The organism is Kitasatospora sp. NPDC033851 (assembly GCF_055576085.1).
In genome coordinates this window covers 1-26,539 of record NZ_JBVIRL010000001.1, presented here as the reverse complement: position 1 = coordinate 26,539, position 26,539 = coordinate 1, and the positions used below count along the sequence as shown (strand labels likewise).

Genomic DNA, 26,539 nt, shown 5'->3' with positions numbered 1-26,539 from the left:
CCTCCGGGCGGGACCCGGGGGGCGGTGTTGTCGGCGGTGGTGCGGGTGTGCGGGGCCGGGGTGTTCTCCGGGAGCGGGGCCGGGGTGGTGGTGGCCGCGTCTCGGCTCCGGCAGGGGCGGGTGGGGGTGTGGGTGGCTTCGTGTCCGGGGGCTGGGCCGTGGGCGGCGGTGCGGGCGGTGGTCGTCGCTGTCGGCCGAAGGGGTGTGTATCCGTCAGGTCCGTGTCCGCGGACGCCGGCCCGGTGCCGGCCGGATGCGGGGGGCTGGTCGTGGTGGTCCCGGGGCGCGGTGGTCTTCTTCTGCGTCTCGGGGCCGTTCGGCTGTTCCGGGGACCGTGGCGGGTTCCTCGTCGCGGACCTGGTGCGGGGGTATGTGCGCGGGCGCGGTGGCGGTGGGCATGGTGGCGGGGGCGCGGGGTGGGCGGGGTTTTGGCCCGGGCGGGTTCTTGGCCGGGCCGGCTGCCCGCGCGAGAAAGGGGCGGGCGGATGCGGGGGCGAGGAGGAGGGGACGGAGGGGCTGAGAGGGGAGGGGCTGAGAGGGGAGAGGCGGAGAGGGGAGAGGCGGAGGGGCGGAGGGGCGGAGGGGGGAAGTGGGGGAACGGGGGCGGCGGCCCGTATCCCCCCTTTGTTCCTGCCCGCTGTAGCGGGTGGGGTGGGGACGCGGGCCGCCGCGTGCACGCGCGCCGGGGCGCGTGGGGTGGGTCAGTTGAGGGCGGCGAGGGCGGCCTCGTAGTTCGGCTCGTCGGCGATCTCGGCGACGAGTTCGGTGTGCAGGACGGTGTCGTTCTCGTCCAGGACGACCACGGCGCGGGCGGTCAGGCCGGCCAGCGGGCCGGAGTTGATGGCCACGCCGTAGGCGTCGTGGAAGTCGCGTCCGCGCAGGGTGGAGAGGGTCTTGACGTTGTCCAGGCCCTCGGCGCCGCAGAACCGGGCCTGCGCGAAGGGCAGGTCGGCGGAGATGCAGAGGACGACGGTGTTGTCCAGCGCGCCGGCCTGGGCGTTGAAGGTGCGCACCGACGTCGCGCAGGTGGGGGTGTCGATGCTGGGGAAGATGTTGAGGACCTTGCGGGCGCCCGCGAAGTCGTTCAGCGAGGTGTCCGCCAGTCCGGTGCCGACCAGCGTGAACGCCGGGGCCTGGCTGCCCGAGGCGGGCAGCGCGCCGCCGACCTCGACCAGGTTCCCCTTCAGCGTGACCTGAGCCATGAAAAGCCTCCTACCAGCGGTGTACGGGTGTGCAACGCCGCCGATCCTACTGCCCGCCCGTGTTCCGTCCGCCGGGCGACCACCGGCTGGACACCCCCGCCCCCACGTGCCTGCCCCGAGGAGGGGCGGGAGGAGGAGCGGGCGCAAGCGAGGGCAGGGGCGGGGGTCCGTGTGGTGGCGGTGGCGCGCCGGGGCTGGGGGTCAGGCGGACCGGAAGGGGGCAGGCGGACCGGAAGGGGCCGCCGTACCGGGGGAGGATGCCGGGGCTGCCGTCGGGGAGGGCGGGTTCGGGGGGCGGGGGTGGCGAAGGGGTCGTGGCCGCGGATGACGGGGACGGGGCGGACGGTGGCCTGGAAGGGCGGTGTTGCCGGCGGCGCCGAACGGCAGGGCAGGGCGGGGCGGTGGCCGGCCCGGGTGCGGGCGACCACGGCGGGCCGGGTGGGGCGGACGGAGGTGACGGTGTTGGCCGTGGGAGCGTCGGCCGCGTTCGGTGGTGCCGGGTAGGGCGCCATACTCGGCTTCGCCGACCCTGGCGGTGGTGTGGCGCGCGCGGGTGCCGGCGGCGGTGCCGATGCCGGTAGCGGTGGCGCGGCCGGGGCAGTGTCCGCCGGTTCCGGTTCCGGTGGTGTGTCCGGTGGAGCGGGCCGGGCGTCGCGGTGGCGCGGCGGGGGAGGGGACGGCGGAGACGGCCTTGTCGAGGAGGGTGTCGAGGGCCTGGACGGCCTGGCGGGGGGCGTCTGGGGGCGTGCGGGGGCTTCGGGCTGCGGGGACGGTGCGGTGGCGGGCGGTGGTGCGTGGTTGTCCGGGGAGGAGGGGCGCGGGCCCGGTACGGCTCCGCCCGTGTCCGTGTCCGTGTCCGTGGCCGCGTCGCGGGCCGGGGTGGTCATCGGGGGCTCTGGCGGGTGGCGTGGTCGTACTCTGCCCGGCGGCGGTTGCCGCCGCCGAGGACCACGGCGGCCCCCGAGAAGATTCCCCGTCCCGGTTCCGCAGCCGGGCCCCACGCCCGCAGCCAGGGCCCGCTGTCCACGCCCGCTGTCCACGCCCGCAGTCCACGCCCGCAGTCCGGGCCCGCAGTCCGGGCCCGCAGTCCGGGCCCGCAGTCCGGGCCCGCAGTTCGGGCTGTGACGGGGCGTCATCCCGTCTGTGAGAGCATCGCCGGGTGCGTCGACTCACCGTCCTGGGGACCAGTGCCGCCTATCCCGAAGCGGGCCGGGCCGCCAGCGGGTTCCTCCTCGAGTACGACGGCTACCGCCTCGTTCTCGACCTCGGCTACGCCACTTTCCCCCGCCTGCTCGAGCACACCGGCGTCACCGGCCTCGACGCCGTCGTCATCACCCACGAACACCCCGACCACTGCGCCGACCTCAGCGCCCTGTGCCGGGCCCGCTACTTCGCCGCTGCCCGCCCGCCCCGCCTGCCCCTGTACTGCCCCCCCGGCGTCGTCACCCGCGTCCAGGCGATGGAACCCACCGAAGACCTCCACGACGTCTTCGACATCCGCCCCCTGCCCGCCACCGCCACCGCCTCCCACCGCCTGGGCCCGCTGCGTCTGGACACCGTGCCGCTGCCTCACCATGTCCCGCACGCGGGCGTGCGCCTGAGTGCCCCGGGTCTCACCCTCGCCTACAGCGGCGACGCGGGTCCCGGCCCGGGCCTGGCCGGCCTGGCCGCCGGCGCCGACCTGTTCGTCGCCGGTGCCACCGTGTGCGGTGACGGCCCCGGCGACCCGTACCTGCTGAGCGCCGCCCAGGCCGGGCAGTGGGCGAAACGGGCCGGCGCGGCCCGGCTCCTGCTCACCCACTTTTGGCCCGGCACCGACCGCACCGTCGCGCTCGCCGAGGCCCGCCGCGCCTTCGGAGGCGACGTCACCGCCGCCGAGGAGGACCTGCAGCTGCCCCTGTGAGCGGCCCCGGCCGTCCGCGGGACCGGCGGCGGTTTCGCAGCGTGCGGGGACGGCCGGGGCGGGTTCCGGCCCCCGGCCCGGCCCGGCCCGGCCGGTGGCGGGGCGGGCCGCCGGGCGGTGGCCCGCCCGCGTGACGCCCGGTGCGGGCATGCGGCCGGATCCGTACGCCGTCCACGCCGGAAACCGGATTGTGCACGACCCGCCCGGGGGGTGCTCCTGTGTGTTCGGTCAAGGTCCAAGGCCAGTAGGTTCGTGCGGTCAGGCGGGCCGAGCCGTAGGGGTGTGCATGAGTGATGGCCAGGTGACGATCAAGCTCACGAGTGACGAGGCACTGGTGCTGTCGCACTGGCTGGAGAAGCTCCAGATGACGGACCTCAGCCGCGTTGTCGACGATCCGGCGCTCTGGGCGCCGATCCATCGGATCGCCGGAACGCTCGACAAGGTGCCTCCTGAGCTGTTTGCGCCTGACTATGGCCAGCGGCTTGAGGCGGCTCGTCAGCGGCTTCGGCCGGAGGACTGATCGAGCGGTCCGGGCTTTTCACCCAGCCGCAGCGGGTTGGGGCTCGTAGAAGGTTCCGTCGCGGAGCATCGCGAACAGGACGTCGGCCCGGCGTCTGGCGAGGCAGAGCAGGGCCTGGGTGTGGTGCTCCCTTGGCCGATCTTCTTGTCGTAGTGGGCCCGCGATGCCGGGTCGCCGAGTGCGGCGAACGCGGAGAGGGAGAAGGCCCGTTTGAGCTGCTTGTTTCCCCGCCTGGAGGGCTGTTCGCCGCGGATCGAGGAGTCCGAGCTCCGGGTGGCCGGGGCGAGGCCGGCGTAGAGGTCGGCGATCCGCCGCATCGTCAGCCCGGCAGACGGGCGAGCGGGCAGCCCGTGTCCCGGGCGACCGCCAGAGGCAAGGCGCCGATGGAGGACGGCTGGTCGACCACGACCAGCACCGTTCCGTGCTTGGCCTGGAGTTTCGCGAACAGCTCTCGGAGTTTGGGTTCGGTGTTGGGCAGGCGCTTGTCGAAACACCTTCTTCCCGCCCGGTGTGACGGCGGTGGCGTGATGTTCGCCCTCGCCGACGTCCAGGCCGAGCAAGACGTCGATGTTGCTGGTGTCGATCACGTGCAGGCTCCTCCATCCCGCTTTCGTCCGGCCTTGCCTTCTTGGCACCGAGCTGCCACATCCACGGTACGGAGAGCTCTTCCGGCTCGGGTGAAGCCGGTGCTCAAGCCCCTCATCAGCGGTCCGTCGATGCACGAAATAGGTAACGGGGGGCGGGCGGTAGGAGAGGGGGTGGGGCATGGCGACGCGGCAGAGCACACCGGCGGGAACGACGGCGGCGTGAACGAAGGCGGCGGGAACGGGGGCGGGGCGGCCCGGTGGCCGAAAGCCGGACTGTGAGCGACGCCGCCGACGGCGCGGTCCCGGAAGCCGTGGCGATCAAGGATGCCGTACGACCGGGACGCTACCGGGACGCCCTCGACCGTCAAGGGGCGCCGCCGCGCGGACCTCACCGGCGGGCAGGCCCGGCCGTCGGGCACCACGTCGAACGCCGGCGCGCGGGTGCCTGTTCCGGTCGCGGGAGGGCCGGGGCCGGTAGGCGGGGGCGGTCAGGCGTAGCGGTCGAACAGGGCTTGCAGGTAGTCCTCCAGACGGGCAATCAGGACGTCCGGGGTCAGGTCGGTGCGGCCCAGTTCGCGCCAGGGGACGGCGACTTTCTCCGCGTCCGGGGCGAAGGCGAGGGCGTCCAGCAGCCGCCAGTACAGGTGGTCGCCGCCCTCGGCGAGGGGGCGGCCGCCGGCGTCGCGGTAGCGCTCGGCGAAGGCCAGGCCGGCCGCGGGGCCGTGGAGCAGGGCCAGCGCGGTGGAGCAGTGGGCGACGTCCAGGTCGGCCGGGCCCCAGGACGTCTCCACCCAGTCGACCACCCCGCTGACCGCCAGCTGCTCCCCGGCGCCGGTGAACAGCACGTTGCCGGGGTGGAAGTCGCGGTGCAGGAAGCACGGGCGGTGCGCGGGCGCCTCGCGGCGGATCGCCTCCACCGCCCGCGCCCACAGCGCGGGGCGCCGCGTGTGCCCGGGGACGCGGACGAGGTCGGGGGCCGTCCACGCCTGCCAGACGCGCGGGCGCCGCTGCTCACCGACCTCGACGGCGTGGACGGCGGCGAGCTGGGCGGCCAGCAGGTCCGCGCGCCGGCCGGTGTCCGCGTCCTGGGCCAGGCGCACACCGCCGGGAAGGTGCGTCATCACCAGCGACGGGTGGTCGCAGGCCGCGCCGTGCTCGTCGAGGGAGAACAGGCGCGCGGCCGGGACGCCGCCGTTCTCCAGCAGGCCCAGCACGCCGGCCTCGCGGGCCAGCAGGGCCGGGGCGTGGCGGCGGTAGAACGGCGTGACGAAGGAGCGCAGCACCAGCGCGTACGGCCCGTCGCCGCCCGGGCGTTCGATGTCCAGGCGGCGCATCCGCGAGGTCCACCCGCCCTTGAGCGCTGTCACCTGCGCGATCCGCTCACCGGGCGCCAGTGCGCCCTGGACCCACCGCAGGGTCGCGGCCCAGCCCTGCCCGTCGTCCCCGGTCCCGGCGTTCCCGATCATGGACGGACAGCCTACGCGCCCCGCTCCGCCCGCCTCCCCGAGGGCCCCGACGCCACGGCCGAGGCCCACCGCCACCCGCCCACCGCCACCCGGAACCGCCGCCCGCGGACCGGCGCCGGGAACTGGCACCCGGAACCGGCGCCCGCGATCGGCAAGAGTGTTATCACTGGCGGGAGTTGACGGACCATCGGAACCTGTCAGGAGGGTGCGGTGTCCAGGGCCTCCGCGTCGGCGGCGGCCACCACCGCCGACAGCAGGCCCGGGAAACGGTCCTCCAGCTCCTCGCTGCGCAACGCGTTCATCTTGGTGGTCCCCACGTAGTACTGGCGCAGCAGTCCCGCCTCGCGCAGCACGCTGAAGTGGTGACTGGAGGTCGAACGCCCGACCGGCAAGTCGAAGGAACCGCAACTCAGATCGGCTCCCGAGTGCGCGAGCGTGCGCACCACCGACCTGCGGGCCGGATCAGCGAGCGCCTCCAGCACCCGCTGGACGCTCACGTCCTCCACACCAGGGTGCTCGATCATCCGCGCCGCCACGCGTGCCCGTCCCACACCCACCACCCCTTCCCAACACTCGACCCCCGTCCGTCCCATGGTCAAAAACCGCGCCGTGCGCGCGACTTCACGCCCCGACGCTACTACGCCCGACCCATCTGCCACGCCCACCGCAACACCTCCGCAACACACCCGAGGGGCGCAAGGGGACCCGCCGGGACGGAGCGTGCCCAGCGGGCCGGGCCGGACGGGCGGGCGGTCGCACGGGGAAGCGGGGCGGGGGCGCGGGGAGAAGCGGGACGGGGAAGGGGCGGGTGGGTGCGTGGTGGGGACGGGAGGGGCCCACCGGGCCGGGCCGGACGGGAGGACGGTCGCGCCGGGAGCCGGGCCGGCGGTGCGTGCCCGGTGGTGGGTGCCGGGCGGTGGGTGCCGGGCGGGTGGGTGTGTGGTGGGGGCGGGGCGCCGTAGGGGGAGCGGCGTGCGCCCGGGGTGCGCCGGGCGGTGGGTGCCGGGCGGGTGGGTGCGGGAGGGGCCGGCGGTGCGTGCCCCTCTCCCCGCGCCCCTTGTCGGGGGCGCGGGGAAGGGGACAGGCGCGGGGAGAGGAGAGGGAGAGGGGGGTGGCCCCGGGGTCAGGCGGCGCGGGCCGGGGTGGGGGCGGGGCGGGGCAGGCGGGTGAGGGCGAGGGGTTCGAAGATGCCCATCAGGACCGGGTCCACCGGCCGTACCGCCGACGGGGCGGGGGGCGCGGGGGTGGGGGTGCGCAGCAGGGCGAGGTAGAGCTCCTGGGTCTCGGCGGCCGGGTCGATGCCCAGTTCCTCGGCCAGGACCTGGCGCAGCTGCTGGTAGCAGCGCAGGGCCTCGGCGCGGTTGCCGGAGGCGGCGAGGGCTTCCATGCGGCAGCGGTAGGCGCTTTCGCGGAACGGGGCGCGGCGCACCGCCTCGTCGGCCCAGCGCAGCGCGTGGTGTTCCTCACCGAGGGCGGAGGCGGCCAGGCTCGCGGTCTCCAGCGCGCTGATGCGCAGTTCCTCGACGTGTTCGCGTACCCCTTGCGCCCAGTCGCCCTCGTGGTCGGGCAGGAACGAGCCGCGCAGGTTGGCCAGCGCGCCGGCGGCCAGCTGCTGGGCCACCGCGTGGCTGCGCGCCGCCAGGGCCTCGCCGGCTTCGCCGACGGCGCAGGCGGCGGCTTCCAGGTCCACCGCCGCGTCGGCCGGCAGGCGCAGCACGTAGCGCCCGCCCTGGGCGATCAGCGGGGTGGCGCCGGGCCCCTGGCCGGGGTCGGTGACGAAGGCCCGTACCCGGCTGACCACGCTGCGCAGGGCCGAGGCCCAGGTGTCGGGCAGGCCGTCGGGCCAGATGGTGTCGGCCAGCTGGTCGCGGCTGGTGCCGCCGGAGCGCTCCAGGACCAGGCGGGCGAACGCCACCTGGGCCTGGGCGCTGGACAGGTGCTGCGGGGCACCGTTCTCGTGCTCGATCGCGACCAGGCCGGTGAGGCGGATCAGCATCGCCGCGCCCCCGATCTGCCGGACGGACTGTCTTCCCTGAAGCCGTTCAACGTAGCTCCAACCCCCTTGAGGCAAAGCGGAAGTGACGGCCCGTGCCGGGCTGTCGGCATGGGAAAGCGGGAAACCCGGAACGGGACGGATGCGCCGCCGACCAGCCGTTCGGTTTCGGCGGATTTTGACCATACATTCGGCGCGAGGCGCGGTGTCAACACCGGCCGCGAAAACATACCCGCCGGCCGGTCGATGCGTCGTGGACGCAATGTTTCCGCACGTCAGATGGTTTCCGCAGGCCAAAGAAGCGGCTATTGCGGACGCCTTGCGCATCCTGCCGTAGAAATGTAGCCATCCTTGAGCAGCCCGCGTGAAGGCTTCGAGAAATCCCGCCCGCAGCCACCGTGAAACGCCCCGCCGGGAAACCTCCGGAAACGAACCGGACGGAAACCGGAAACAAACCGGAACGCCACCCGGAACGCCGCCGAAGAACCGCCCGCGAAAACCCGCGAAAACCCGCGATACCCGCGATACCCGCGAAGCCGTGAGACCCGTGAGACCCGCGAAGCCGCGAGACCTGTGAGACCCGTGTAGCCGTGAGACCTGTGAAAGCCCCCGAAGCCGTGACGCCGTGAAGGAGAAACGCCCGTGAACGCCACCGGAGCATGGGACCGCCTGGAGCCGAAGCTCGCCGCAACGAATGCCCGGGTGGCCGCACTGGAGTCCGACCCCTCCCGGCGCAACAGCTTCGTCGCCTACACCATGGAACGCGACAGCGCCTACTGCGACCTCGACGGCGAGCGCCTGCTCATGATGTCCGGCTACAGCTACCTCGGCCTGGCCGGCGACGAGCGCGTGGTCGCCGCCGCCAAGGCCGCCGTCGACGTCTACGGCACCGGCAACCACGGCGTGCGCGCCCTGGCCGGCACCATCCCGCTGCACGAGGAACTGGAAGCCGAGGTCGCCAGCTACGCCCACCGCGAGCGCGCCCTGGTCTTCGGCTCCGGCTACGCCGCCAACGTCGGCACCGTGGGCGCCCTGGTCGGCCAGGGCGACACCGTCCTGATCGACAAGTACGACCACGCCTCCATCGTCGACGGCTGCCGCCTGTCCGGGGCCACCGTGACCCGTTTCCGCCACAACGACGTCGACCACCTCGAGCGCCGCCTCAAGGCCGCCGCCCCCACCGGGGTGCGCCTGGTCATCGTCGACAGCGTCTACTCCATGGACGGCGACATCGCCCCGCTGCCCGAACTGCGCGAGGTCTGCGACCGCTATGACGCCCTGCTCATGGTCGACGAGGCCCACGCCCTCGGCGTCATCGGCGCCACCGGCGGCGGCATCGAGGAACACTTCGGCCACCAGGTGCGCGTCGACGTCAAACTCGGCACCCTCTCCAAGGCCATCCCCTCCATGGGCGGCTGGGTCGCCGGCAGCCACGACCTCATCGGCCACCTGCGCTACGCCGCCCGCCCGTTCCTGTTCTCCGCCGCCCTGGGCCCCGCCCAGACCGGCGCGGCCCTGGAGTCCCTGCGGATCCTGCGCCGCGAACCCGAACGCGTCACCCACACCCAGGTCCAGGCCCAGCGCCTGCGCGAGCGCCTGAACGCGGCCGGCATCTCCACCATGGACTCCACCACCGCCGTGCTGCCCGTCATCGCCGGCACCGACGACGCCGCCTACGACTACGCCACCGCCTGCCGCAAGGCCGGCGTCATCGGCCTGCCCGTGGTCACCCCCGCCGTGCCCAACGACCTGGCCCGGCTGCGCATCGCGGTCACCGCCCGCCACACCGCGGCCGACATCGACTTCGCCGCCGACGCGTTCCTGAGCGCCGCCGCCCAGACCGGCCTGATCTGACCACCCGCCACCACCCGGCCTGGACAGGAGAGGAAGCCATGGCCCCGCCCGCCCGCCCGCCGATCGCCGTCACCGGCCTCGGCGTGGTCAGCCCCGCCGGCCACACCGTCCGGGAGTTCTGGCGAACCGTCGCCTCCGGGCGCTCCACCGCCACCGCCCTGGACGACCCGGCCCTGGCCCGCCACAAGGTGCGCCTGGGCTGCCGCGTCACCGGCCTGCCCGCCGCCGGCCCGGTGCCGGCCAAGGACGCCCGCCGCCTCGACCCGTTCGCCCACTACGGCACCCTGGCCGCGCTGGCCGCCCACCGCGACGCCGGAAGCCCCGAACCGCAACCGGGACGCAGCGCGATCGTGGTCGGCAACGCGGTGGGCGGACGCACCACCAGCGACCGCGAATCCGCCCTGTACACCGGGCACGGGCCGCTGCGGGTCTCCCCGCTGATGCCGCTGGTCACCATGCCCAACGCGGCCGCCGCGCAGATCGCGATGCGCCTTTCCTGGAGCGGACCGGCGCTGACGATCGCCACGACCTGCGCCTCCAGCGCGGACGCGATCGGCCACGCCGCGCTGCTGCTGGAGAGCGGACGCGCCGACGTCGTCCTCGCCGGCGGCTGCGAGGCCACCCTCACCCCGGTCACCCTCGCCGCGTTCGGCAACCTCGGCGCGCACTCCCTGCGCAACGACGACCCCGCCCGCGCCTCCCGCCCCTTCGACACCGAACGCGACGGCTTCGTGATGGGCGAAGGCGCCGGCTTCCTCGTCCTGGAACGCCTCGCCGACGCGAACGCCCGCGGCGCCCGCCCCCACGCGCTGCTCGCCGGCTACGGCTCCACCTCGGACGCCTACCACCTGTCCAACCCGCGCCCCGACGGCGCCGGCGCCGTGGCGGCGATGCGCGCCGCCCTGGCCGACGCCGGCCTCACCCCCGCCGACATCGCCCACGTGAACGCCCACGGCACCTCCACCGTGCACAACGACCGCGCCGAAGCCGCCGCCCTGCGCACCGTGTTCGGCCCCCACGGCGTGCCGGTCACCTCCACCAAGGGCGCCATCGGCCACCTGATCGGCGCCGCCGGCGCCGTCGAGTTGATCGCCGCCATCGAGGCCATGAACACCCGCACCGTTCCTCCCACCGCCAACCACGAGAAGACCGAAGAGGGCCTGGACCTCGACGTCGTCCACACCGCCGCGCGCCCCATCCGACTGGGCCCGGTGCTGTCCAACTCGTTCGGCTTCGGCGGCCACAACGCGACCCTGGTGGTGACCCCGCTATGACCACGACCTCCCCGCCCCTGCGGCGCACCCGGCTGACCGTCACCGCACGGGACCTGGACGCCTACCGCGCCGCGGCCCGCACCGGCCTCACCGCCGCGGACCGTGCCGGGGCGTGCCCCGCGCACCCCTTCGTCGCCGCCCATGCCCTGGCCCAGCACACCGTCACCGCCCTGACCGCCGGCGACCCCGGCTTCACCGGCGTGGTCCACCTCGCCCAGGACATCCACACCCACACCCCCCTCACCCCCGGCGGCCTCGACATCGCCGTCGAGGTGAGCGCGGTGCGCCGCGAGGCCCGCGGTACCCGCCTGGCCCTGACCACCCGCCTCACCCGGGCGGACACCGGCACCCCGGTCGCCGACCTCGCCACCTCCGCCCTCCTGCTCGGCGCCACCCGCACCGAGCCGTACGGCACCCTCGCCCCCGCCGCCCACCCCGGCACCACCCCCGACGGCGCACCGCTCACCCTCACCCGCACCCTGACGGCCGCCGACACCGCCGCCTACGCGGCCGCCTCCGGCGACTTCAACCCGATCCACCTCGACGACACCGCCGCCCGCACGGCCGGCTTCCCCGGAATCATCACCCACGGCATGCACCTGGTCGCACTCGCCGCCGAGGAGATCACCGATCGCCACGCCGGCGCCGACCCCGCCCGCGTCACCGCCCTCGGCGCCCGCTTCGCCGCCCCCACCCGCCCCGGTACCGCACTGCGCCTGACCCTGCAGCCCTACGACGGCGCCACGGTGGTGCGGTTCACGATCGCCACCGACGCGGGGACCGCCGTCAAGGCCGGCTGGGCGCGGATCGCCCCGGCGGGGGAGTGAACCCGATGACCACCCACAACCCCGGCACCACCCACACCGCCGGGACCGCCCACACCGCCGGGACCGCCCACACTGCCGGGACCGCCCACACTGCCGGGACCGCCCACACTGCCGGGACCGCCCACAACCCTGGGACCGCCCACGCCGCCGGGACCGCCCACACTGCCGGGACCGCCCACACCGCCGGGACCCCCCAGGCTGCCCCGGCGCCGCTGCCGCTGCCCGACGCGTTCACCGCCCACGCCCGGGCCCGCCCCCACGCGCCCGCCCTGCTCTGGCACGACCAGGCCACCAGCTACGGCGAACTCGCCGCCCTCGCCGAGGCCGAGCGCCGGCGCCTGAGCGCCCTGCGGCTGGCGCCGGGGGAGCCGGTGGGCCTGCTCGCCGTCAAGTCGCCCGCGGCGATCGCCCTGGTCCTGGCCTGTCTGATGGAACGCCGCCCCTTCCTGCTGCCCTCCCCGCAGCTCGCCCCCGCGCTGCTGGCCGCCCTCTTCGCCCAGGCCGGCGCCCGCCGCCTGCTCGCCCCCCTCGGCCAGGACACCCCCGCCCTGCCCGTCCTGGCCCAGGTCGCACCCGTGCCCACCCTCGCGGCCGGCACCTCCTTCATGCTCACCACCTCCGGCTCCACCGACCTGCCCAAGATCGTCCCCCTCGCGCAGAGCGCCGTCGACCGCTTCACCGCCTGGGCCCACGACACCTTCGACCTCGGCCCCGGCCGTACCGTCGCCAACTACGCGCCGCTGAACTTCGACCTCGCCCTGCTCGACGTGTGGGCCACCCTCGCCGCCGGCGGCACCTGCCTGCTCATCGACCCCGCCCACGCCCTCAGCGGCCGCCACCTGCTCACCCAGCTGACCCGCCACCGCCCGCACGTCCTGCAGGCCGTCCCCCTGGCCTACGCCCTGCTCGTCCAGGCCGCCGGCCAGGCCGCCGGCCACGCCCCCGGGCAGGGCGCCGGGCAGGGCGCCGGGCAGGGCGCGGGCGCCACGGTGCTGGACAGCGTCGAGCACGCCGTGTTCACCGGCGACGCCATCGACGCCCGCACCCTCGCCGTCCTGCCCGCCCTGCTCCCGGGCGCCGGCCTCTACAACATCTACGGCTGCACCGAGACCAACGACAGCTTCTGGCACCGCCTGGACCGCCTGGACGCCGCCGCCGCCCTGCCCGTGCCCATCGGATCCCCGCTGCCCGGGGTCCGCACCCTCATCGCCGCCCCCGACGGCACCCCCGTCAACGGCGCGGGCAGCGGCGAACTGTACGTCTCCACCCCCTTCCAGGCGGCCGGCTACCTGGACCGCTCCCGCGACACGGGCCGCTTCACCACCCAGCCCGAAGGCGCCGGCCCCGGACGGCGGTGGTTCCGCACCGGGGACCTCGTCACCCGCGACGACCAGGGCCGCGTCCACCTCACCGGCCGCGCCGACTTCCAGGTCAAGGTCCGCGGCGTCGCCGTCAACACCGCCGAGGTCGAACGCGTCCTGCTCACCCACCCCGAGGTCCTGGAAGCCGCCGTCGCCGCCGCCCCCGACCCGCTGACCGGCAAACGCCTGCACGCCGCCGTCCAGCGCACCCCCGGCTCCGCCCTCAACACCCTCACCCTGCGCGAACACCTGGCCCGCAACCTGCCACGCGCCGCCGTCCCCGAGAAACTCGCCATCCACGACGAGCCCCTCGCCAAGACCTCCACCGGCAAGGTCGACCGCAAAGCCGTCCTGCCCACCACCTGACCACCACCCCTGTCCCATTTCCGTTACCACGCAAGGGAGTTGCCACCATGAGCAACATCGACCGGATCAAGCGGTTCCTGATCGAGGAATTCCTGCCCGACGTCACCCCCGACCAGCTCGCCGACGACCACGACCTGCTCTCCGACGGCGTCATCGACAGCCTCGGCGTCCTCAAACTCATCGCCTGGGTCGAAGACCACTTCGCCCTGCCCGTCGACGACACCGACCTGGACCCCAACAACTTCCGCTCCGTCACCGCCATCGACGCCTTCATCACCCAGCGCCGCACCGCGGCCACCGCCACGGCCGGCCGCTGACCCATGCACCCGGCCCTCACCGCACTCCTCGCCGGCCGCCCCGTCCCCCTGGACGCCTGGCGCTCGTGGTGGGACCAGCTGGAACACCGCACCCTGGGCCCGGCCCGCGACAGCGACCGGGCCCAGGCGGCGGCCCTGCTGGCCAGCCTCACCACCCGCCTGCCCGACCCGGCCACCCTCACCGCCCTCACCACCTCCCTCACCGAACGCGCCCCCCACCCCGGCCCCACCCACCCCGCCAGCGTCAACATCGTCGGCACCGGCGGCGGCCCCGCCACCTTCAACCTCTCCACCGCCGCCGCCCTCACCGCCGCCGCCATGGGCATCCCCGTCGTCAAAACCGGCTCCCGCGCTTACACCAGCGCCACCGGCTCCGTCGACCTCCTCGAACGCCTCGGCATCACCCTCACCTCCAGCCACACCGCCACCGCCGACCACCTCGCCCACCACGGCATCGCCTTCGCCGGCCCCCACGTCTACCCGCCCGCCCTCACCCGCCTCGCCCGCACCCTCTACCCCCTCACCCTCAAACCCTTCGGCCACGCCCTCAACACCCTCGGCCCCCTCATCGCCACCGTCCCCGTCACCGCCCAGCTCACCGGTGCCGGCGTCACCGCCCCCCTCGACACGCTGCGCCACCTCGCCGGCCACGTCACCGGCCGCACCCTGTGGCTGGCCCACAACAACGCCGGCGCCGACGAACTCCTGCCCTTCGCCGACAACACCCTCCACACCCCCGACGGCGCCATCCACCTGCCCGCCGGCTCCGTCGCCCCCGCCACCGGCACCCTCGCCGACCTCGCACCCCACCCCGACGACCTCACCGGCCACTTCCTGCGCGCCCTCGCCGCCCAGGCCGGCCCCACCGCGACCCACACGATCGCCCTCAACGCCGCCGCCCTCGCCCTCGCCTCCGGCCGCCACACCCACTGGGCCACCGCGTACACCGCCGCCCTGGACGCCCTCGCCGACGGCGCCCCCCGCGCCCTGGCCGAACGCCTGCGCGCCCGCCCCGGAACCCGCCCCGGAACCCCACCCGGCGCCGCCTCCGGCGCCCGCCGCCAGGAGGCAGCCGGTGTCTGAACCCCCCTTCCCCCCAGGACCCCTCCCCCCAGGACCCGTCCCCCCAGAACCCCTCTTCCCCCCGGGCGAGTTGGGCCTGGCCGTCTTCCTCAACGCCGGCGACCCCGCCGCCCCCCTGGCCGACCTCGCCCTCATGCTCGACACCCACGGCGTGGACGTCCTCGAACTCGCCGTCCCCTTCCCCAACTCGCCCACCGACGGCCCCGTCATCCGCCGCTCCGCCGCCCGCGCCCTCCAGGCCGGCACCACCCTGGACACCGTCCTGGCCGAACTCGCCGACCTCACCCCGCGGTTGACCCGCCTCAAGGTCGCCCTGCTCGCCGACTGGAGCCACAGCCTGCGCCACCGCGACCCCGCCACCACCACCTCGGCCATCGCCCAGGCCGGAGCCCGCGCCCTGCTCGTCCACGCCCTGCCCCCACGCGTGCGCCCCGCCTGGCAGCACGCGATGCGCGCAACCGGCCTGCCCCAGGTCACCACCTGCTACCCCGCCTCCACCCCCCAGGTCCTCGCCGACGCCGCCCACGGCGCCACCGGCGCCTACGTCTACCTCGTCGCCCACTACGGCCGCTCCGGCACCACCCCCGCCACCGGCCACCACACGCTCGCCGACACCGTCACCGCGCTGCGCCGCGCCGCCCCCGACACCGCCGTCGCCGTCGGCTTCGGCGTCAAGACCGCCGCCGACCTGGCCGCCGTCGCCGACAGCGGCGCGGATGCGGCGATCGTCGGCTCCGCCGCCGTCGCCCGCCTGGAGCACGCCCACACCCACGGCCTCGACGCCGTGAGGGAGTTGGGCGCCTTCCTCACCGACCTCCGCCCCACCCGTCCCCCACACCCGGACGCACCCGGCGGACGCACCACCAGCACCGGCACCACCACCGGCACCACCACCGGCACCACCACTAGCGCCACCACTGGCACCACCACCGGTACCGCCCTCACACCCGCCGGCACCACCACCCGAGAGGAACACCCCGCATGCTGATCCGCGACATCGCCGACGTGAAGACCGTCGAATGGGGCAACGGCCTGTCCCGCCGCTTCCTGGTGGCCGGCGACGGCCTCGGCTACAGCCTCACCGACACCATCGTCAACGCCGGCACCAAGTCCCGCCTCGAATACCGCAACCACCTCGAGGCCTGCTACTGCATCGCCGGCTCCGGCGAGGTCGTCGACATGGACGGCAACACCCACCCCATCACCCCCGGCCGCCTCTACGCCCTCGACGAGCACGACGCCCACTACCTGATCGCCAGCCCCCACGAGGACCTGCGCCTGGTCTGCGTCTTCTCCCCGGCCCTGCGCGGCGACGAGGTCCACCAGCTCGACGCCCACTCCTCCTCCGCCTACTAGGGCCCGCCCACAGGCCCCAGGCGAGACCTTCCGTCCGCGAGGACCTCTGTTCAGACGAGCGCCGGCGCCCGACGCCGGCCTGCCACCCCGGGCCCGGTCACGGGCCCGGGAGGAAGGCGGCAACACCGTGATCCGCTGGAACGCCGACCAGAAGGCCCTGCGCGAGGGCCTGGCCCGCTTCGGCGACGACCTGAGCGCCGGCCACATCGAAGGCGACGAACAGGCCGCCTTCTCCCACGACAAGTGGCGCCTGATCCAGAAGACCGGCATCCTCGCCCTGCCCTTCGACGAACGCTACGGCGGCCTGGGCCAATCCCTGCTCACCACCATGTACGTCCTCGAAGGCCTCGGCCACGCCTGCCGCGACGGCGGCCTCAACTTCTCCGTCACCACCTCCCTCGCCTCCACCGGCGTCCCCCTGCAGGCCTTCGGCTCACCCGCCCTCAAAGAGGCCTACCTGCCGCGCATCGCCTCCGGCGAAGCCATCGGCGCCCACGCCATCACCGAATCCGACAGCGGCTCCGACGCCATGCAGATGCGCACCCGCGCCGTGCGCGACGGCGACCACTTCGTCCTCACCGGCGCCAAGACCTTCGTCTCCAACGGCCCCGTCGCCGACGTCATCGTCGTCTACGCCCGCACCCACCCCCAGGGCGGGGCGCTCGGCGTCACCGCCTTCCTCCTCGACGCCGACACCCCCGGCCTGACCTGCGGCAACCCCATCAAGAAGATGGGCCTGCGTACCTCCCCGCTGTCCGAACTCTTCCTCGACGACGTACGCGTGCCCAAGGACCGCGTCCTGGGCCGGGTCGGCGGCGGCTTCATGGTCCTGGACCACGTCATGAAACGCGAGATCCTCTACTCCTTCATCGTCAACACCGGCGAGATGCAGCACCGCCTCGCCCGCTGCCTCGACTACGCCAAGACCCGCATGTCCTTCGGCAAGCCCATCGGCTCCTACCAGTCCGTCGCCAACAAGATCGTCGACACCAAGATCCGCCTCGAGACCGCCCGCAAATGGCTCTACGACACCGCCCAGCGCCTCGAAGCCGGCGACAACGTCACCGTCGACATGGCCATCGCCAAACTCCTCACCAGCGAATCCAACCTCGCCACCTCGCTCGCCGCCGTCCAGGTCTTCGGCGGCAACGGCTACATGTCCGAGTACGGACTGGAGAAGGACGTCCGCAACGCCGTCGCCGGCACCATCTACTCCGGCAGCAACGAGATCCAGTACAACCGCATCGCCGCCATGCTCGGACTCGGCAAATGACCGCCCCCGCCGCACCACCCGCCCCCGCAGCCCCCGCAGCCCCCGCCGCACCGGCCGTGCCGCCCGCCGCCGCCGCGCCGGCGCCCGGGCTCACGCTGCGCCCCGGCCACCTCAAGGTGTGCGGCGCCCGCACCCGCGCCGACCTCGCCCTGCTCGCCGACACCGGCCCCACCCTGGTCGGCCTGTGGCACGGCATCCCCGGCGGCCCCGCCGACCTCACCACCGACGACCTCGCCGACCTCGCCGCCACCGCCATCCGCCTGGGCCTGGAACCCGTCCTCGTCACCTTCCTCGACGACGCCGACCACCTCGCCCGCCTCGCCCGCGCCACCGGCATCCGCTGGATCCAGCTCCACGCCTACCAGAGCCCCGCCCTCGTCGCCGACCTGCGCGAACGACTGCCCTACGCCGTCCTCGTCAAAGTCCTCCACCTCGCCAGAGGACGCTGCCTCGAACGGGCCTTCACCCCCGCCTTCGAACGCGCCGGATGCGACCTGTTCCTGCTCGACACCGTCACCGACGACGGCCGCATCGGCTCCACCGGCCAGAGCCTGGACCCCCACCACATCCACGCCCTGCTACCCCGCCTGAACACCCCCTTCCTCCTCGCCGGCGGCCTCGACACCACCAACCGCGACACCTACCGCACCGTCACCGACCACCCCCTCTACGCCGGCGCCGACATCGACACCGCCGCCCGCGACCGCACCGGCCGCCTCACCCGCGACGCCGTCACCGCCCTCACCCGCGCCTGGCACCCCCGCCTCCAGGAGGCCACCGCATGAGCCACCCCACCGGCTTCCTCGACGCCCTCCTCACCGCCGAGCGCCCCCTCATCATGGAAGTCAAACTCCGCGACCCCCACGGCACCGACCTCCTCGGCCCACGCACCGTCACCGACCTCGTCACCCGCTACGAACAGGCCGGCGCCCCCTGCCTGTCCGTCGTCACCGGCCGCTGGTTCGGCGGCACCACCCGCCTGCTGCGCGAGGTCACCGCCGCCACCACCCTGCCCGTCCTGCAAAAAGACTTCCTCACCCGCCCCGCCCAACTCGAAGCCGCCCACGCCATGGGCGCCTCCGCCGTCCTGCTCACCGCAGCCCTGCTGCCCGCCACCTCCCTACGCCGCCTCGTCACCTGCGCCCTCGGCCTGGGCCTGACCCCCTTCGTCGAGATCACCCACGACCACGAACTCGACCACCTGCCCCACACCGACCAGTGCGTCATCGCCGTCAACAACAAGGACATCCGCACCCGCGAACGCGACCCCGGCGACCTCGAGCGCAGCCTGCGCCTGCTACCCGCCGTCCGCGCCGCCGGCTGCCGCGCCCCCGTCTCCGCCTCCGCCATCACCGACCCCGACACCGCCGCCCGCCTCCTCGACGCCGGCTACGCCGCACTCCTGGTCGGCACCGCCCTGCTGCGCACCGACGACATCGACACCTGGCTCACCACCCTCGACGCCGCCCGCGCCGGGGCCGCCGCATGAGCACCCACCCGCCGCGCACCCGCACCCGCACCCGCTCCCTCGTCCTGGACGCCGACGGCATCCCCCTGTCCGCCCTGGTCGCCGAACCCGAACACGGCGAACCCAAAGCCGTCATCCTCGCCATCCACGGCCGCGGCATGCGCGCCGCTTACTTCGCCGGCCCCGCCCACCCCGACACCAGCCTGCTCACCCTCGCCGCCGACCTCGGCTACACCGTCCTGGCCCTCGACCGCCCCGGCCACGGCGCCTCCGCCCACCGCCTCCCGCACGGCCAGCTCATCGCCGACCAGGCCGCCACCCTCCACGCCGCCCTCACCGACTACGCCCGCGCCCACCCCACCGGCGCCGGCGTCCAACTCCTCGCCCACTCCTTCGGCGGCAAGATCGCCCTGACCCTCGCCGCCCACTGGCCCCACCACCCCCGCCTGCCCCTGCTCGGCGCCGACCTCAACGGCCTCGCCCAGCACTACACCCCCGGCGCGTGGGAGCGCCCCGACGACCTCGCCGGCGGCGGCCGCCTCAACTGGGGCCCCCTGGGCCTCTACCCGCCCGGCACCTTCCACGCCGCCCGCACCCTGCTCACCCCCGTCCCCGCCCTCGAATCCCACGAACTCGCCGACTGGCCCGCCCGCTACAGCGCCCTCGCCGCCCGCGTCCGGGTCCCGGTGCGCCTGACCCTGGCCGAACACGAGCACTGGTGGCGCCTGGATCCGGCCGCCCGCACCGCACTGACCGCCGCCTTCCCCCACGGCCTGGCCCGCCTGGTCACCGCCCACGGCGCCGGCCACAACCTCTCCCTCGGCCACGCCGCCCGCCCCTACCACCTGCGCGCCCTCGCCTTCACCGACGACTGCCGCACCCGCCCCGCCCCGGCCCCCGCCCTCGCCGCCGTCTGACCGGCCGCCGGGAACGGCCGGCGCGGCCACAAGGTTCACCCCAACGCCCGCCAACTCCCGCACAGGACAAGAAAAACGCCTTCCCGGACACGGCCGGTCCGCACACGGACCGCCTGCGGCACCAGAAGTTGATCAAGCATCAGCCCTGCGCAAGGATGGGCACCCAAGGCCCGTGCGGACGACCGCCGGCCTTACGCCACGGCCGTCCCCTGCCCTGGCCCTGCCCTGCCCGTCCCACCCCGCCGGAGGCCTCCGTGAACAAGACCGCAACCGCGCTCGCCACCCTCGCCCTGCTCGCCACCACCGCACTGGCCGCCACCCCCGCGCAGGCCGGCGACCTCCCCCAGGTCTGCACCAGCAAACTCGGCTTCGACAACGGCAGCTTCTACTGCGGCGGCGCCTACGGCGACGGCGAGAGCCCCTGGCTGCTGCGCACCGGCGAGTGGGTGGACTTCGTGATCGGCCTCGACCACGCCGTCTGGTTCCGCACCACCCACAGCGACTGGAACTCGCTGGGCGGCTACTTCACCGGCAAGGTGACGTTCAGCAAGAAGCTCGACGACCTCGACTTCACCATCAACGCCCTGGGTTCCGACGGCGTGACGACGTGGTCCCGCGACCGCACCAAGAAGGGCTTCATCACCCCCTGGTACGTCAAGAACTGAGGCCCCTTCGGCCGGGAGGCCCCCGACCGGCGCCCGCCCGCCCGGCCCCGCCCCGGCGGGGCAGCGGGCACCCCCGCCCACCCGCACCGTCAGAAGGAGCCGTCACCTCCGATCCGTGGACCGATCGCTCTGCGCCAGACCATGGACGAGCCGCGGCTGCGCGGCGCGCGCGGGCAGCGTCCGCCCAGGACGCCCAGGGCGCCGAGGGCCCCGACGCCCCGGGTGGCGGGGCGGCGGGGCTTCGTGGGGGTCCGGCCGGCGCTCCGCGGTGACAGTGCCGTCCGTCCGTCCGTCCGTGCGGCCGGCGGTCAGGCCTTCCGGATGGAGTAGGCGACGCCGCTGCCGTAGCAGTTGCTGCTGGGGTAGTAGCTGCTGACGACCCACCCGGCGGGGAGCGGGGAGAAGGAGCACACGACGGCGGAGGTCTGTGTGGTGATCTTGAAGAGGGTGTAGGCGACGCCGGTGCCGGCGCAGTTGCCGCTGCTGTACGAGCTGGTGACGACCCACCCGGCCGGGACCGGGGTCATGGAGCACGCGCCGGCGCTGGTGTCGTTGGCCGTGTTGTGGAGGGTGTAGGCGACGCCGGTGCCGGCGCAGTTGCCGCTGCTGTACGAGCTGCTGATCACCCACCCGGTCGGGATCGGCGACATGGAGCACACGCCGACGTTGGTGTCGTTGGCCACGTTGTGGAAGCCGTAGGCGATGCCGCTGCCCGCGCAGTTGCCGGTGCTGTACGAGCTGGTCACCACCCACCCGGCCGGCTTGGGGGAGAAGGAGCAGATGGCGAGGTTGGTCTGCCCGGCCGTGTCGGTGATCGTGTACGAGACGCCGGAGCCGGGACAGCCCCAGCTGCTGTACGAACTGGTGACGACCCACCCGGCCGGGACGGGGGAGAAGGAGCAGATGGTCGTGCTGCCGGCGAGCCGCTGCGGGGCTGCCTGCGCCTGCGCGCTCGCGGCGGTCATCATGCCCAGGAGCAGCAGCACGACCGTCACCAGGTGCGAGGTGTGGGTCCGTAAGGTCTTCATGGCAGGCCTCGTATCTCTCGACAACGCTCTACGACCGGTTTTGTGCGGGCAACGTGAACGATTGGCACACGTTTCGTTCACGTCGGCTGAGATGTTGTCAGAGATCCTCCGGCGGCGCCAGAGTGCGGCGGGCGGCACTTCCGCCCCGGCCGCCGAAGGCCCCGCCGCCCCGGGCGGCGGGGGCGGCGCGAAACCCGCCGGACCGTCCCCCCGCAGAAGACGAGCAGCCCGCTCGGCGCCCGCTTCGTCCCCGTCCGCGGCATCCCCGACGTCATGGCACCCGCAGGCCGCCCGCGTCCTCGAAGCGCTCGCGGGCCGCGCGCGCCCGGGTCCCCCCGTGCGCCCTCGACGGATAGCTCTCACTGAGAGCTAAAATGAGGGTATGACCGCGACGCAGCTCGCACCGCTCGATGTCGCGCCGGCCGACGAGCTGTCCGCCCTCCTCGTCGGGATCCAGCGCATGGTCCGCCGGCGCCTGCGCGCCACGATGGAACAGCCGCGGCTGCGCGGGGCGCAGGTGGAACTGCTGCACCTGGTGACGGACAGCCCCGGACTGCGGGTCTCGGACGCCGCCGAGGAGCTGTGCCTGGCCGGGAACTCCGTGTCCACCCTGGTCAACCAGCTCGCCGCGCAGGGCCTGCTGCGCCGGGAGGTGGACCCCGCCGACCGCCGGGCCGCGCTGCTGTACGTCACGGACGCGGCCGTGGAGCGGATCGAGGCCTGGCGCCGGCGCCGGCGCGCGCTGATGGAGGAGGCCGTGGCCGGCCTGCCCGCCGACCGGCAGCAGGCCCTGGCCGAGGCGCTGCCCGCGCTGCGGCAGGTCGCGCAGGCCCTGCGCGACCTGCCGGGGGAGCAGGGGCGATGAGCGAGCAGGCGCAGGCGGTGGTGTGCCGGGGACTGGAGTACGTCTTCCGGCACGGGCACGGCAAGGGCCACGAGACCCGGGCCGTGGACGGCATCGACCTCACCGTCCGCACCGGCGAAGTGTTCGGCCTGCTCGGACCCAACGGCGCGGGCAAGACCACCACCATCCGCGCGATCACCACCCTGCTGCCCGTCGGCGCCGGCATGGTGCGCGTCTTCGGCCACGACGCCACCCGCCGCCCCATGGAGGTACGGCGCCTGCTCGGCTACGTTCCCCAGCAGCTGTCCGCCGAGTCCGGGCTGACCGGGCGGGAGAACGTCGCCCTGTTCGCCCGCGTCTTCGACGTCCCGCGCGCCGAACGCGCCGAACGCGTCGCCCAGGCACTGGCGGCCGTCGACCTCACCGAGGCCGCCGACCGGATGGCCGCCACCTACTCCGGCGGCATGGTGCGCCGCCTCGAACTCGCCCAGGCCCTGGTCAGCGCCCCGCGCCTGCTGGTGATGGACGAACCCACCATCGGCCTGGACCCGATCGCCCGCACCGGCGTGTGGGAACGCGTGGACGCCGTCCGCAAGGCCACCGGCATGACCGTCCTGGTCACCACCCACTACATGGACGAGGCCGACCGCCATTGCGACCGCATCGCCCTCATGGACCGCGGCCGCATCCGGGCACTGGGCACCCCCGCCGAACTCAAGGACCGGGTCCGCCGCGAGGACCCCGGCCCGCACACGCCGGGCCACGACGCCCCCACCCTCGACGACGTGTTCCGCCACTTCGCCGGCCGCGACCTGGCCGACGCCACGGAAGGAGACTTCGGCGATGTCCGCCGTACCCGCCGCACCGCAGGCCGCGTCGGCTGAACCCCCCGCCGCCGGCCCCGACCTCTCCCTGCTGCTGGTACCCCCGCGCGCCCGCACCGGCTGGCGCCTGGTACCCGCCCGCATCACCGCGATGTGCGCGGTCGAACTGCAGAAACTGCGCCACGACCGCACCGAGCTGTACACCCGGGCGATCCAACCCGCCCTGTGGCTGCTGGTCTTCGGCCAGACCTTCACCCGCCTCAAGGCCATCCCCACCGGCGGCATCCCCTACCTGGACTACCTCGCCCCCGGCATCATCGCCCAGTCCGCGATGTTCATCGCGATCTTCTACGGCATCATGATCATCTGGGAGCGGGACTCCGGCGTCCTCACCAAACTGCTGGTCACCCCCACCCCGCGCGCCGCCCTGGTGACCGGCAAGGCCTTCGCCGCCGGCGTCAAGGCCGTCCTGCAGGCCGTCGTCGTCGTGCTGATCGCCGCCGCCCTCGGCGTCGCCATGACCTGGAACCCGCTGCGCCTGCTGGGGGTGGTGGCGGCGGTGCTGCTCGGCTCTGCGTTCTTCTCCTGCCTGTCGATGGCGATCGCCGGGATCGTGCTCACCCGCGACCGGCTGATGGGCATCGGCCAGGCCATCACCATGCCGCTGTTCTTCGCTTCCAACGCCCTCTACCCGGTGGCCCTGATGCCGGGCTGGCTGCAGGCCGTCAGCAAGGCCAACCCGCTCAGCTACCAGGTCGACGCCCTGCGCGGCCTGCTCATCGGCACCCCCTCCCACCTGCCGCTGGACTTCGCCGTCCTCACCGCCGCCACCCTGGCGGGCATCGCCGCCGCCTCCGCGCTGCTGGGCCGCCTGGCCCGCTAGGTACGGAGGGTGCCGGGCGCGGGAAGCCGGACCACCCGACTCCCCGCACCCGGCCCCCCGCGGCCCGTCAGAGCCTGGACTGGCCGCCGTTGAGTTCGACGAAGCCGAGGGCGGCCACCAGCTCGGTCAGCGTCCACACGATGTGGCCCAGGACCGTGATCTGCCGACTCTCGCCCCGCACCCCCACCGCGTTCGCGAAGTCCGAGATCCGGCCCCACTGGTTCTCCAGGTCGGCGTTGGCGCCGCCCAGCGGGTGGTGGGTCCAGTCCCGGATGTTGGTGCGGATGTTGTCGAAGATCGGGGCGAACCGCGAGGCCTCGGAGAAGAGCTGGATCGCGATCAGCAGGGCCCGCCCGACGTTGTCGTTGTACTCCGTCGCCCGGTGGAGCGTCTGCATGGCGTTGTAGATCGTCTCGGGTTCGAGGACCAGGTTCTCCCGGTTGTTGCCGCCGGGCAGCGCGGTGTAGTTCCCGGTGTTCGGCATGATGCGCGCGTTGCGGATTTCGAGCGCGTCCTGGAACTGCTGCGTACGGCCGTCGGCGAACACGAAGTGCTGGTTGGCGACCGGGGAGTAGAAGCCGGCCACGTACAGGTTGTCCGACCACAGGTAGACGGAGGCGAGCTGGTCGTTGCCGTCCATCACCCGGACCTGGATCAGGTGCCGCTCGGTGGTGGTCTGCCGCAGCCGCGGGACGCTGGTGTCATTCCCGTAGCTGTTGCGGTGGATGAAGTCGATGACGTTCCAGTAGTTCTGGGCGTGCTGCGCACCCCGGCTGGTGATGTTCGAGACGTTCCAGTCGGTCACCTTGTAGTCGGTGGCGTGCGCCGGGGAGCCCAGCGCGGCGACCAGGCCCGCGGCCATGGCCGTCGACAGCAGCGCGGACCAGATTTTCTTCAGCAATTGCTTTCCAGTTCCTGAACGGCCGCCAGTTCTCCTCCGGCGGTGGTGTTCAGGACGCTACGGCGAACGCCTGCGCCCGGTTTTCCGTTCCGCGCACCGGCCGTGGCCGCTGCGCGTACCGGGCGGCCGCCCCGGCAGGCCGGGCGCCTACCGGGGGCGCAGGCCCTGCACGGTGAGGTCGAGCAGGCGGCGCCACGGGCCGCTGCCGGTGCGCACGGTGGCCGAGATCGCGCCGACCAGGAGGTGGACGTCGGCGACGGTGGCGTCGGCGCGGATCGTGCCTCCGCGGCGGGCGCGATCGATCAACACCGCGACGGCTTCCTCGAGTTCGGCGCGGGTACGGCCCAGCGGCGCGGAGCCGGGGGTGCCGCGCAGCGCCTCGACGGCGGCGGACAGGCCGCGGTCGCTCTCCAGGACCTCGCCGACGTGGTGCAGGTAGCCAAGGACGGGGTCGTGGCCGCCGTCGTCGGCCAGGGCGCGGGCGAAGGCGAGGATCCCCGCGAAGCGGTCCTCGGCCGCGGCCTCGACGAGGGCCTCCCGGGTGGGGAAGTGGCGGTAGACGGTCCCCATGCCGACCCCGGCCGCCCGTGCCACGTCCGGTAGTTGCACCTGGTCGCCGCGTTCGGTGAACAGCGCGCGTGCCGCGGCGAGCAGCCGGGCCCGGTTGCGGGCCACATCGGCGCGCGGGCGCCGCTCACCGCCGCCGCTGGTCCCGCCGTCGCCGTTGGTCCCGCCTTCGCCGCCGGCTTCGCTCCCGTCGGCCGATCGCGTTGACACCGTACGCGCTCCTTCCTAGCATCGAAACGGAACCGGAATCCGCTTCCGGATCAGTATAGGGGGTGGGTGCGCCATGCGCCCAGCCCGCGATGCGCCGCGCCCGGCCACACACGCGGCCCACACCCGAGGGGGAGTCAACTCCATGAACAGCGAACGATTCTTCGTCCTCCAGCCCACCGAGAACCGGCAGGTCGGCGTCCCGCTGCCGCCCGGCTTCGGCATCAAGGCCACCACCGCCGACACCGAGGGCCGGGCCGCCGTCCTGGTCAACCAGCTGGACATCGACGTCCCGCTCCACGTGCACGAGCGGATGGACGAGTTCGTCTACGTGCTCGAGGGCGCCATGGAGATCGACTACGACGGCCGCACCCACCGCCTGGAGACCGGCATGTGCGCCCTGCTGCCGCACGGCGTCCCGCACGCCATGCGCAACGCCTCCCAGCCCCCCGCCCGCTGCCTGCAGGTCTCCACCCCCGGCGGCTGGGACCAGTACCTCGCCGACGTCTTCGCCGCCGGCCCCGCCCTGCGCACCCCCGACGGCCGCATGGACCTGGCCAAGGTCAAGGGGATCGGCGCGCAGTACGGCATGCGCTACGTCCCCGCGACCATGGCGATGCCCGACCGGGAAGGCCGGGAAGGCCGGGAAGACCACGAAGGCCAGGAAGGCCGGGAGGGCCGGGAAGGCCGGGAAGACTAGGAGCCCGTCTCGAACGGGCCCGGCACCCCCGGCGAAAGGCCGAAACAGGGGCGCGGGGGGGGGCGGGGGGGGCGCGGGGGGGGGGCGCGGGGGGGGGGGGGGGGGGGGGGGGGGGGGGGGGGGGGGGGGGCGGCCCCGGGGGGGGGGGGGGGC

Annotated in this window: 27 protein-coding genes and 1 pseudogene; 19 read left to right on the top strand and 9 right to left on the bottom strand. The window is 74.3% G+C overall.

Annotated elements, in window-relative coordinates; genetic code table 11:
• Positions 1-701: 701 nt before the first annotated feature.
• The gene (gene tpx, locus ACZ51D_RS00140; RefSeq protein ID WP_465660586.1) at positions 702-1,202 is read right to left on the bottom strand and encodes a thiol peroxidase; all 501 of its coding nucleotides are present in this window, start codon (positions 1,200-1,202) and stop codon (positions 702-704) included.
• 1,159 nt (positions 1,203-2,361) lie between these two features.
• Here tpx and ACZ51D_RS00135 point away from each other — a divergent pair.
• Together ACZ51D_RS00135 and ACZ51D_RS00130 are read left to right on the top strand one after the other, a co-directional pair.
• On the top strand, positions 2,362-3,105 hold the full coding sequence (locus ACZ51D_RS00135; RefSeq protein ID WP_465660584.1) for an MBL fold metallo-hydrolase: 744 nt from the start codon (positions 2,362-2,364) through the stop codon (positions 3,103-3,105).
• A 286-nt stretch (positions 3,106-3,391) separates the two neighbouring features.
• A complete protein-coding gene (locus ACZ51D_RS00130; protein WP_465614956.1) occupies positions 3,392-3,625 on the top strand; it encodes a hypothetical protein in 234 nt (77 codons plus the stop codon).
• A gap of 18 nt (positions 3,626-3,643) precedes the next feature.
• Here ACZ51D_RS00130 and ACZ51D_RS00125 read toward each other — a convergent pair.
• The 5 genes and pseudogenes from ACZ51D_RS00125 to ACZ51D_RS00105 all read right to left on the bottom strand — a co-directional run.
• Positions 3,644-3,921, bottom strand: a pseudogene (locus tag ACZ51D_RS00125) (transposase); the annotation flags it as partial.
• Between the two features lie 23 nt (positions 3,922-3,944).
• Positions 3,945-4,073 (bottom strand): hypothetical protein, encoded by a 129-nt coding sequence (locus tag ACZ51D_RS00120; protein ID WP_465661035.1) that lies wholly within the window; start codon positions 4,071-4,073, stop codon positions 3,945-3,947.
• Between the two features lie 627 nt (positions 4,074-4,700).
• Positions 4,701-5,678 (bottom strand): phosphotransferase family protein, encoded by a 978-nt coding sequence (locus ACZ51D_RS00115; RefSeq protein ID WP_465660582.1) that lies wholly within the window; start codon positions 5,676-5,678, stop codon positions 4,701-4,703.
• A gap of 197 nt (positions 5,679-5,875) precedes the next feature.
• Positions 5,876-6,229 (bottom strand): ArsR/SmtB family transcription factor, encoded by a 354-nt coding sequence (locus ACZ51D_RS00110; RefSeq protein ID WP_360508488.1) that lies wholly within the window; start codon positions 6,227-6,229, stop codon positions 5,876-5,878.
• 572 nt (positions 6,230-6,801) lie between these two features.
• Positions 6,802-7,674 (bottom strand): AfsR/SARP family transcriptional regulator, encoded by an 873-nt coding sequence (locus ACZ51D_RS00105; protein ID WP_360508485.1) that lies wholly within the window; start codon positions 7,672-7,674, stop codon positions 6,802-6,804.
• 639 nt (positions 7,675-8,313) lie between these two features.
• Here ACZ51D_RS00105 and ACZ51D_RS00100 point away from each other — a divergent pair.
• From ACZ51D_RS00100 to ACZ51D_RS00040, 13 genes are all read left to right on the top strand, one after another.
• A complete protein-coding gene (locus ACZ51D_RS00100) occupies positions 8,314-9,525 on the top strand; it encodes an aminotransferase class I/II-fold pyridoxal phosphate-dependent enzyme (protein WP_465614958.1) in 1,212 nt (403 codons plus the stop codon).
• A gap of 38 nt (positions 9,526-9,563) precedes the next feature.
• Positions 9,564-10,799: a beta-ketoacyl-[acyl-carrier-protein] synthase family protein gene (locus tag ACZ51D_RS00095; RefSeq protein WP_360508479.1), complete on the top strand. Its 1,236-nt coding sequence runs from the start codon at positions 9,564-9,566 to the stop codon at positions 10,797-10,799.
• Positions 10,796-11,626 carry a MaoC/PaaZ C-terminal domain-containing protein gene (locus tag ACZ51D_RS00090; protein ID WP_465614959.1) on the top strand — a complete coding sequence of 277 codons (831 nt, stop codon included), beginning with the start codon at positions 10,796-10,798 and terminating at the stop codon, positions 11,624-11,626. Before ACZ51D_RS00095 ends, ACZ51D_RS00090 begins: the two co-directional genes overlap by 4 nt.
• A 5-nt stretch (positions 11,627-11,631) precedes the next feature.
• Positions 11,632-13,353 carry an AMP-binding protein gene (locus ACZ51D_RS00085; RefSeq protein WP_465660580.1) on the top strand — a complete coding sequence of 574 codons (1,722 nt, stop codon included), beginning with the start codon at positions 11,632-11,634 and terminating at the stop codon, positions 13,351-13,353.
• 47 nt (positions 13,354-13,400) lie between these two features.
• Positions 13,401-13,670, top strand: coding sequence for an acyl carrier protein (locus ACZ51D_RS00080; protein ID WP_360508470.1), 270 nt, complete (start codon positions 13,401-13,403; stop codon positions 13,668-13,670).
• A 3-nt stretch (positions 13,671-13,673) separates the two neighbouring features.
• Positions 13,674-14,753, top strand: coding sequence for a hypothetical protein (locus ACZ51D_RS00075; RefSeq protein ID WP_465614961.1), 1,080 nt, complete (start codon positions 13,674-13,676; stop codon positions 14,751-14,753).
• 70 nt (positions 14,754-14,823) lie between these two features.
• Complete coding sequence (gene trpA, locus ACZ51D_RS00070) at positions 14,824-15,741, top strand: tryptophan synthase subunit alpha (RefSeq protein ID WP_465660578.1); 918 nt, start codon at positions 14,824-14,826, stop codon at positions 15,739-15,741.
• Positions 15,735-16,109 carry an ectoine synthase gene (locus ACZ51D_RS00065; RefSeq protein WP_360508461.1) on the top strand — a complete coding sequence of 125 codons (375 nt, stop codon included), beginning with the start codon at positions 15,735-15,737 and terminating at the stop codon, positions 16,107-16,109. The genes trpA and ACZ51D_RS00065 overlap by 7 nt, the downstream gene beginning before the upstream one ends.
• Before the next feature lie 127 nt (positions 16,110-16,236).
• Positions 16,237-17,382, top strand: a complete 1,146-nt coding sequence (locus ACZ51D_RS00060) for an acyl-CoA dehydrogenase family protein (protein ID WP_360508458.1) — start codon at positions 16,237-16,239, stop codon at positions 17,380-17,382.
• Complete coding sequence (locus tag ACZ51D_RS00055; RefSeq protein WP_465614963.1) at positions 17,379-18,167, top strand: phosphoribosylanthranilate isomerase; 789 nt, start codon at positions 17,379-17,381, stop codon at positions 18,165-18,167. Before ACZ51D_RS00060 ends, ACZ51D_RS00055 begins: the two co-directional genes overlap by 4 nt.
• The gene (locus tag ACZ51D_RS00050) at positions 18,164-18,871 is read left to right on the top strand and encodes a beta/alpha barrel domain-containing protein (protein ID WP_465660576.1); all 708 of its coding nucleotides are present in this window, start codon (positions 18,164-18,166) and stop codon (positions 18,869-18,871) included. The genes ACZ51D_RS00055 and ACZ51D_RS00050 overlap by 4 nt, the downstream gene beginning before the upstream one ends.
• Positions 18,868-19,767 (top strand): alpha/beta hydrolase, encoded by a 900-nt coding sequence (locus ACZ51D_RS00045; protein WP_465660574.1) that lies wholly within the window; start codon positions 18,868-18,870, stop codon positions 19,765-19,767. The genes ACZ51D_RS00050 and ACZ51D_RS00045 overlap by 4 nt, the downstream gene beginning before the upstream one ends.
• 254 nt (positions 19,768-20,021) lie before the next feature.
• Positions 20,022-20,432: a hypothetical protein gene (locus ACZ51D_RS00040; RefSeq protein ID WP_465614966.1), complete on the top strand. Its 411-nt coding sequence runs from the start codon at positions 20,022-20,024 to the stop codon at positions 20,430-20,432.
• A gap of 308 nt (positions 20,433-20,740) precedes the next feature.
• Here ACZ51D_RS00040 and ACZ51D_RS00035 read toward each other — a convergent pair whose 3' ends face one another.
• Positions 20,741-21,460: a hypothetical protein gene (locus ACZ51D_RS00035; RefSeq protein WP_465614967.1), complete on the bottom strand. Its 720-nt coding sequence runs from the start codon at positions 21,458-21,460 to the stop codon at positions 20,741-20,743.
• Positions 21,461-21,842: 382 nt separating this feature from the next.
• On the opposite strand from ACZ51D_RS00035, the gene ACZ51D_RS00030 reads away from it, so the two are divergent.
• The 3 genes from ACZ51D_RS00030 to ACZ51D_RS00020 are packed head-to-tail and all read left to right on the top strand — an operon-like array spanning position 21,843 to position 24,011.
• A complete protein-coding gene (locus ACZ51D_RS00030) occupies positions 21,843-22,325 on the top strand; it encodes a MarR family winged helix-turn-helix transcriptional regulator (RefSeq protein ID WP_465614968.1) in 483 nt (160 codons plus the stop codon).
• On the top strand, positions 22,322-23,188 hold the full coding sequence (locus ACZ51D_RS00025) for an ATP-binding cassette domain-containing protein (protein WP_465614969.1): 867 nt from the start codon (positions 22,322-22,324) through the stop codon (positions 23,186-23,188). The genes ACZ51D_RS00030 and ACZ51D_RS00025 overlap by 4 nt, the downstream gene beginning before the upstream one ends.
• Positions 23,148-24,011, top strand: coding sequence for an ABC transporter permease (locus ACZ51D_RS00020; RefSeq protein WP_360509381.1), 864 nt, complete (start codon positions 23,148-23,150; stop codon positions 24,009-24,011). Before ACZ51D_RS00025 ends, ACZ51D_RS00020 begins: the two co-directional genes overlap by 41 nt.
• A gap of 67 nt (positions 24,012-24,078) precedes the next feature.
• Here the strand turns inward: ACZ51D_RS00020 and ACZ51D_RS00015 are convergent, their stop codons facing one another.
• Together ACZ51D_RS00015 and ACZ51D_RS00010 are read right to left on the bottom strand one after the other, a co-directional pair.
• A complete protein-coding gene (locus ACZ51D_RS00015) occupies positions 24,079-24,912 on the bottom strand; it encodes a ribosome-inactivating family protein (RefSeq protein ID WP_465614970.1) in 834 nt (277 codons plus the stop codon).
• A gap of 147 nt (positions 24,913-25,059) precedes the next feature.
• Positions 25,060-25,689: a TetR/AcrR family transcriptional regulator gene (locus tag ACZ51D_RS00010; protein ID WP_465614971.1), complete on the bottom strand. Its 630-nt coding sequence runs from the start codon at positions 25,687-25,689 to the stop codon at positions 25,060-25,062.
• Positions 25,690-25,831: 142 nt separating this feature from the next.
• Between ACZ51D_RS00010 and ACZ51D_RS00005 the strand changes: the two genes are divergently transcribed.
• Positions 25,832-26,386 (top strand): cupin domain-containing protein, encoded by a 555-nt coding sequence (locus tag ACZ51D_RS00005; RefSeq protein ID WP_465660572.1) that lies wholly within the window; start codon positions 25,832-25,834, stop codon positions 26,384-26,386.
• Positions 26,387-26,539 lie beyond the last annotated feature (153 nt).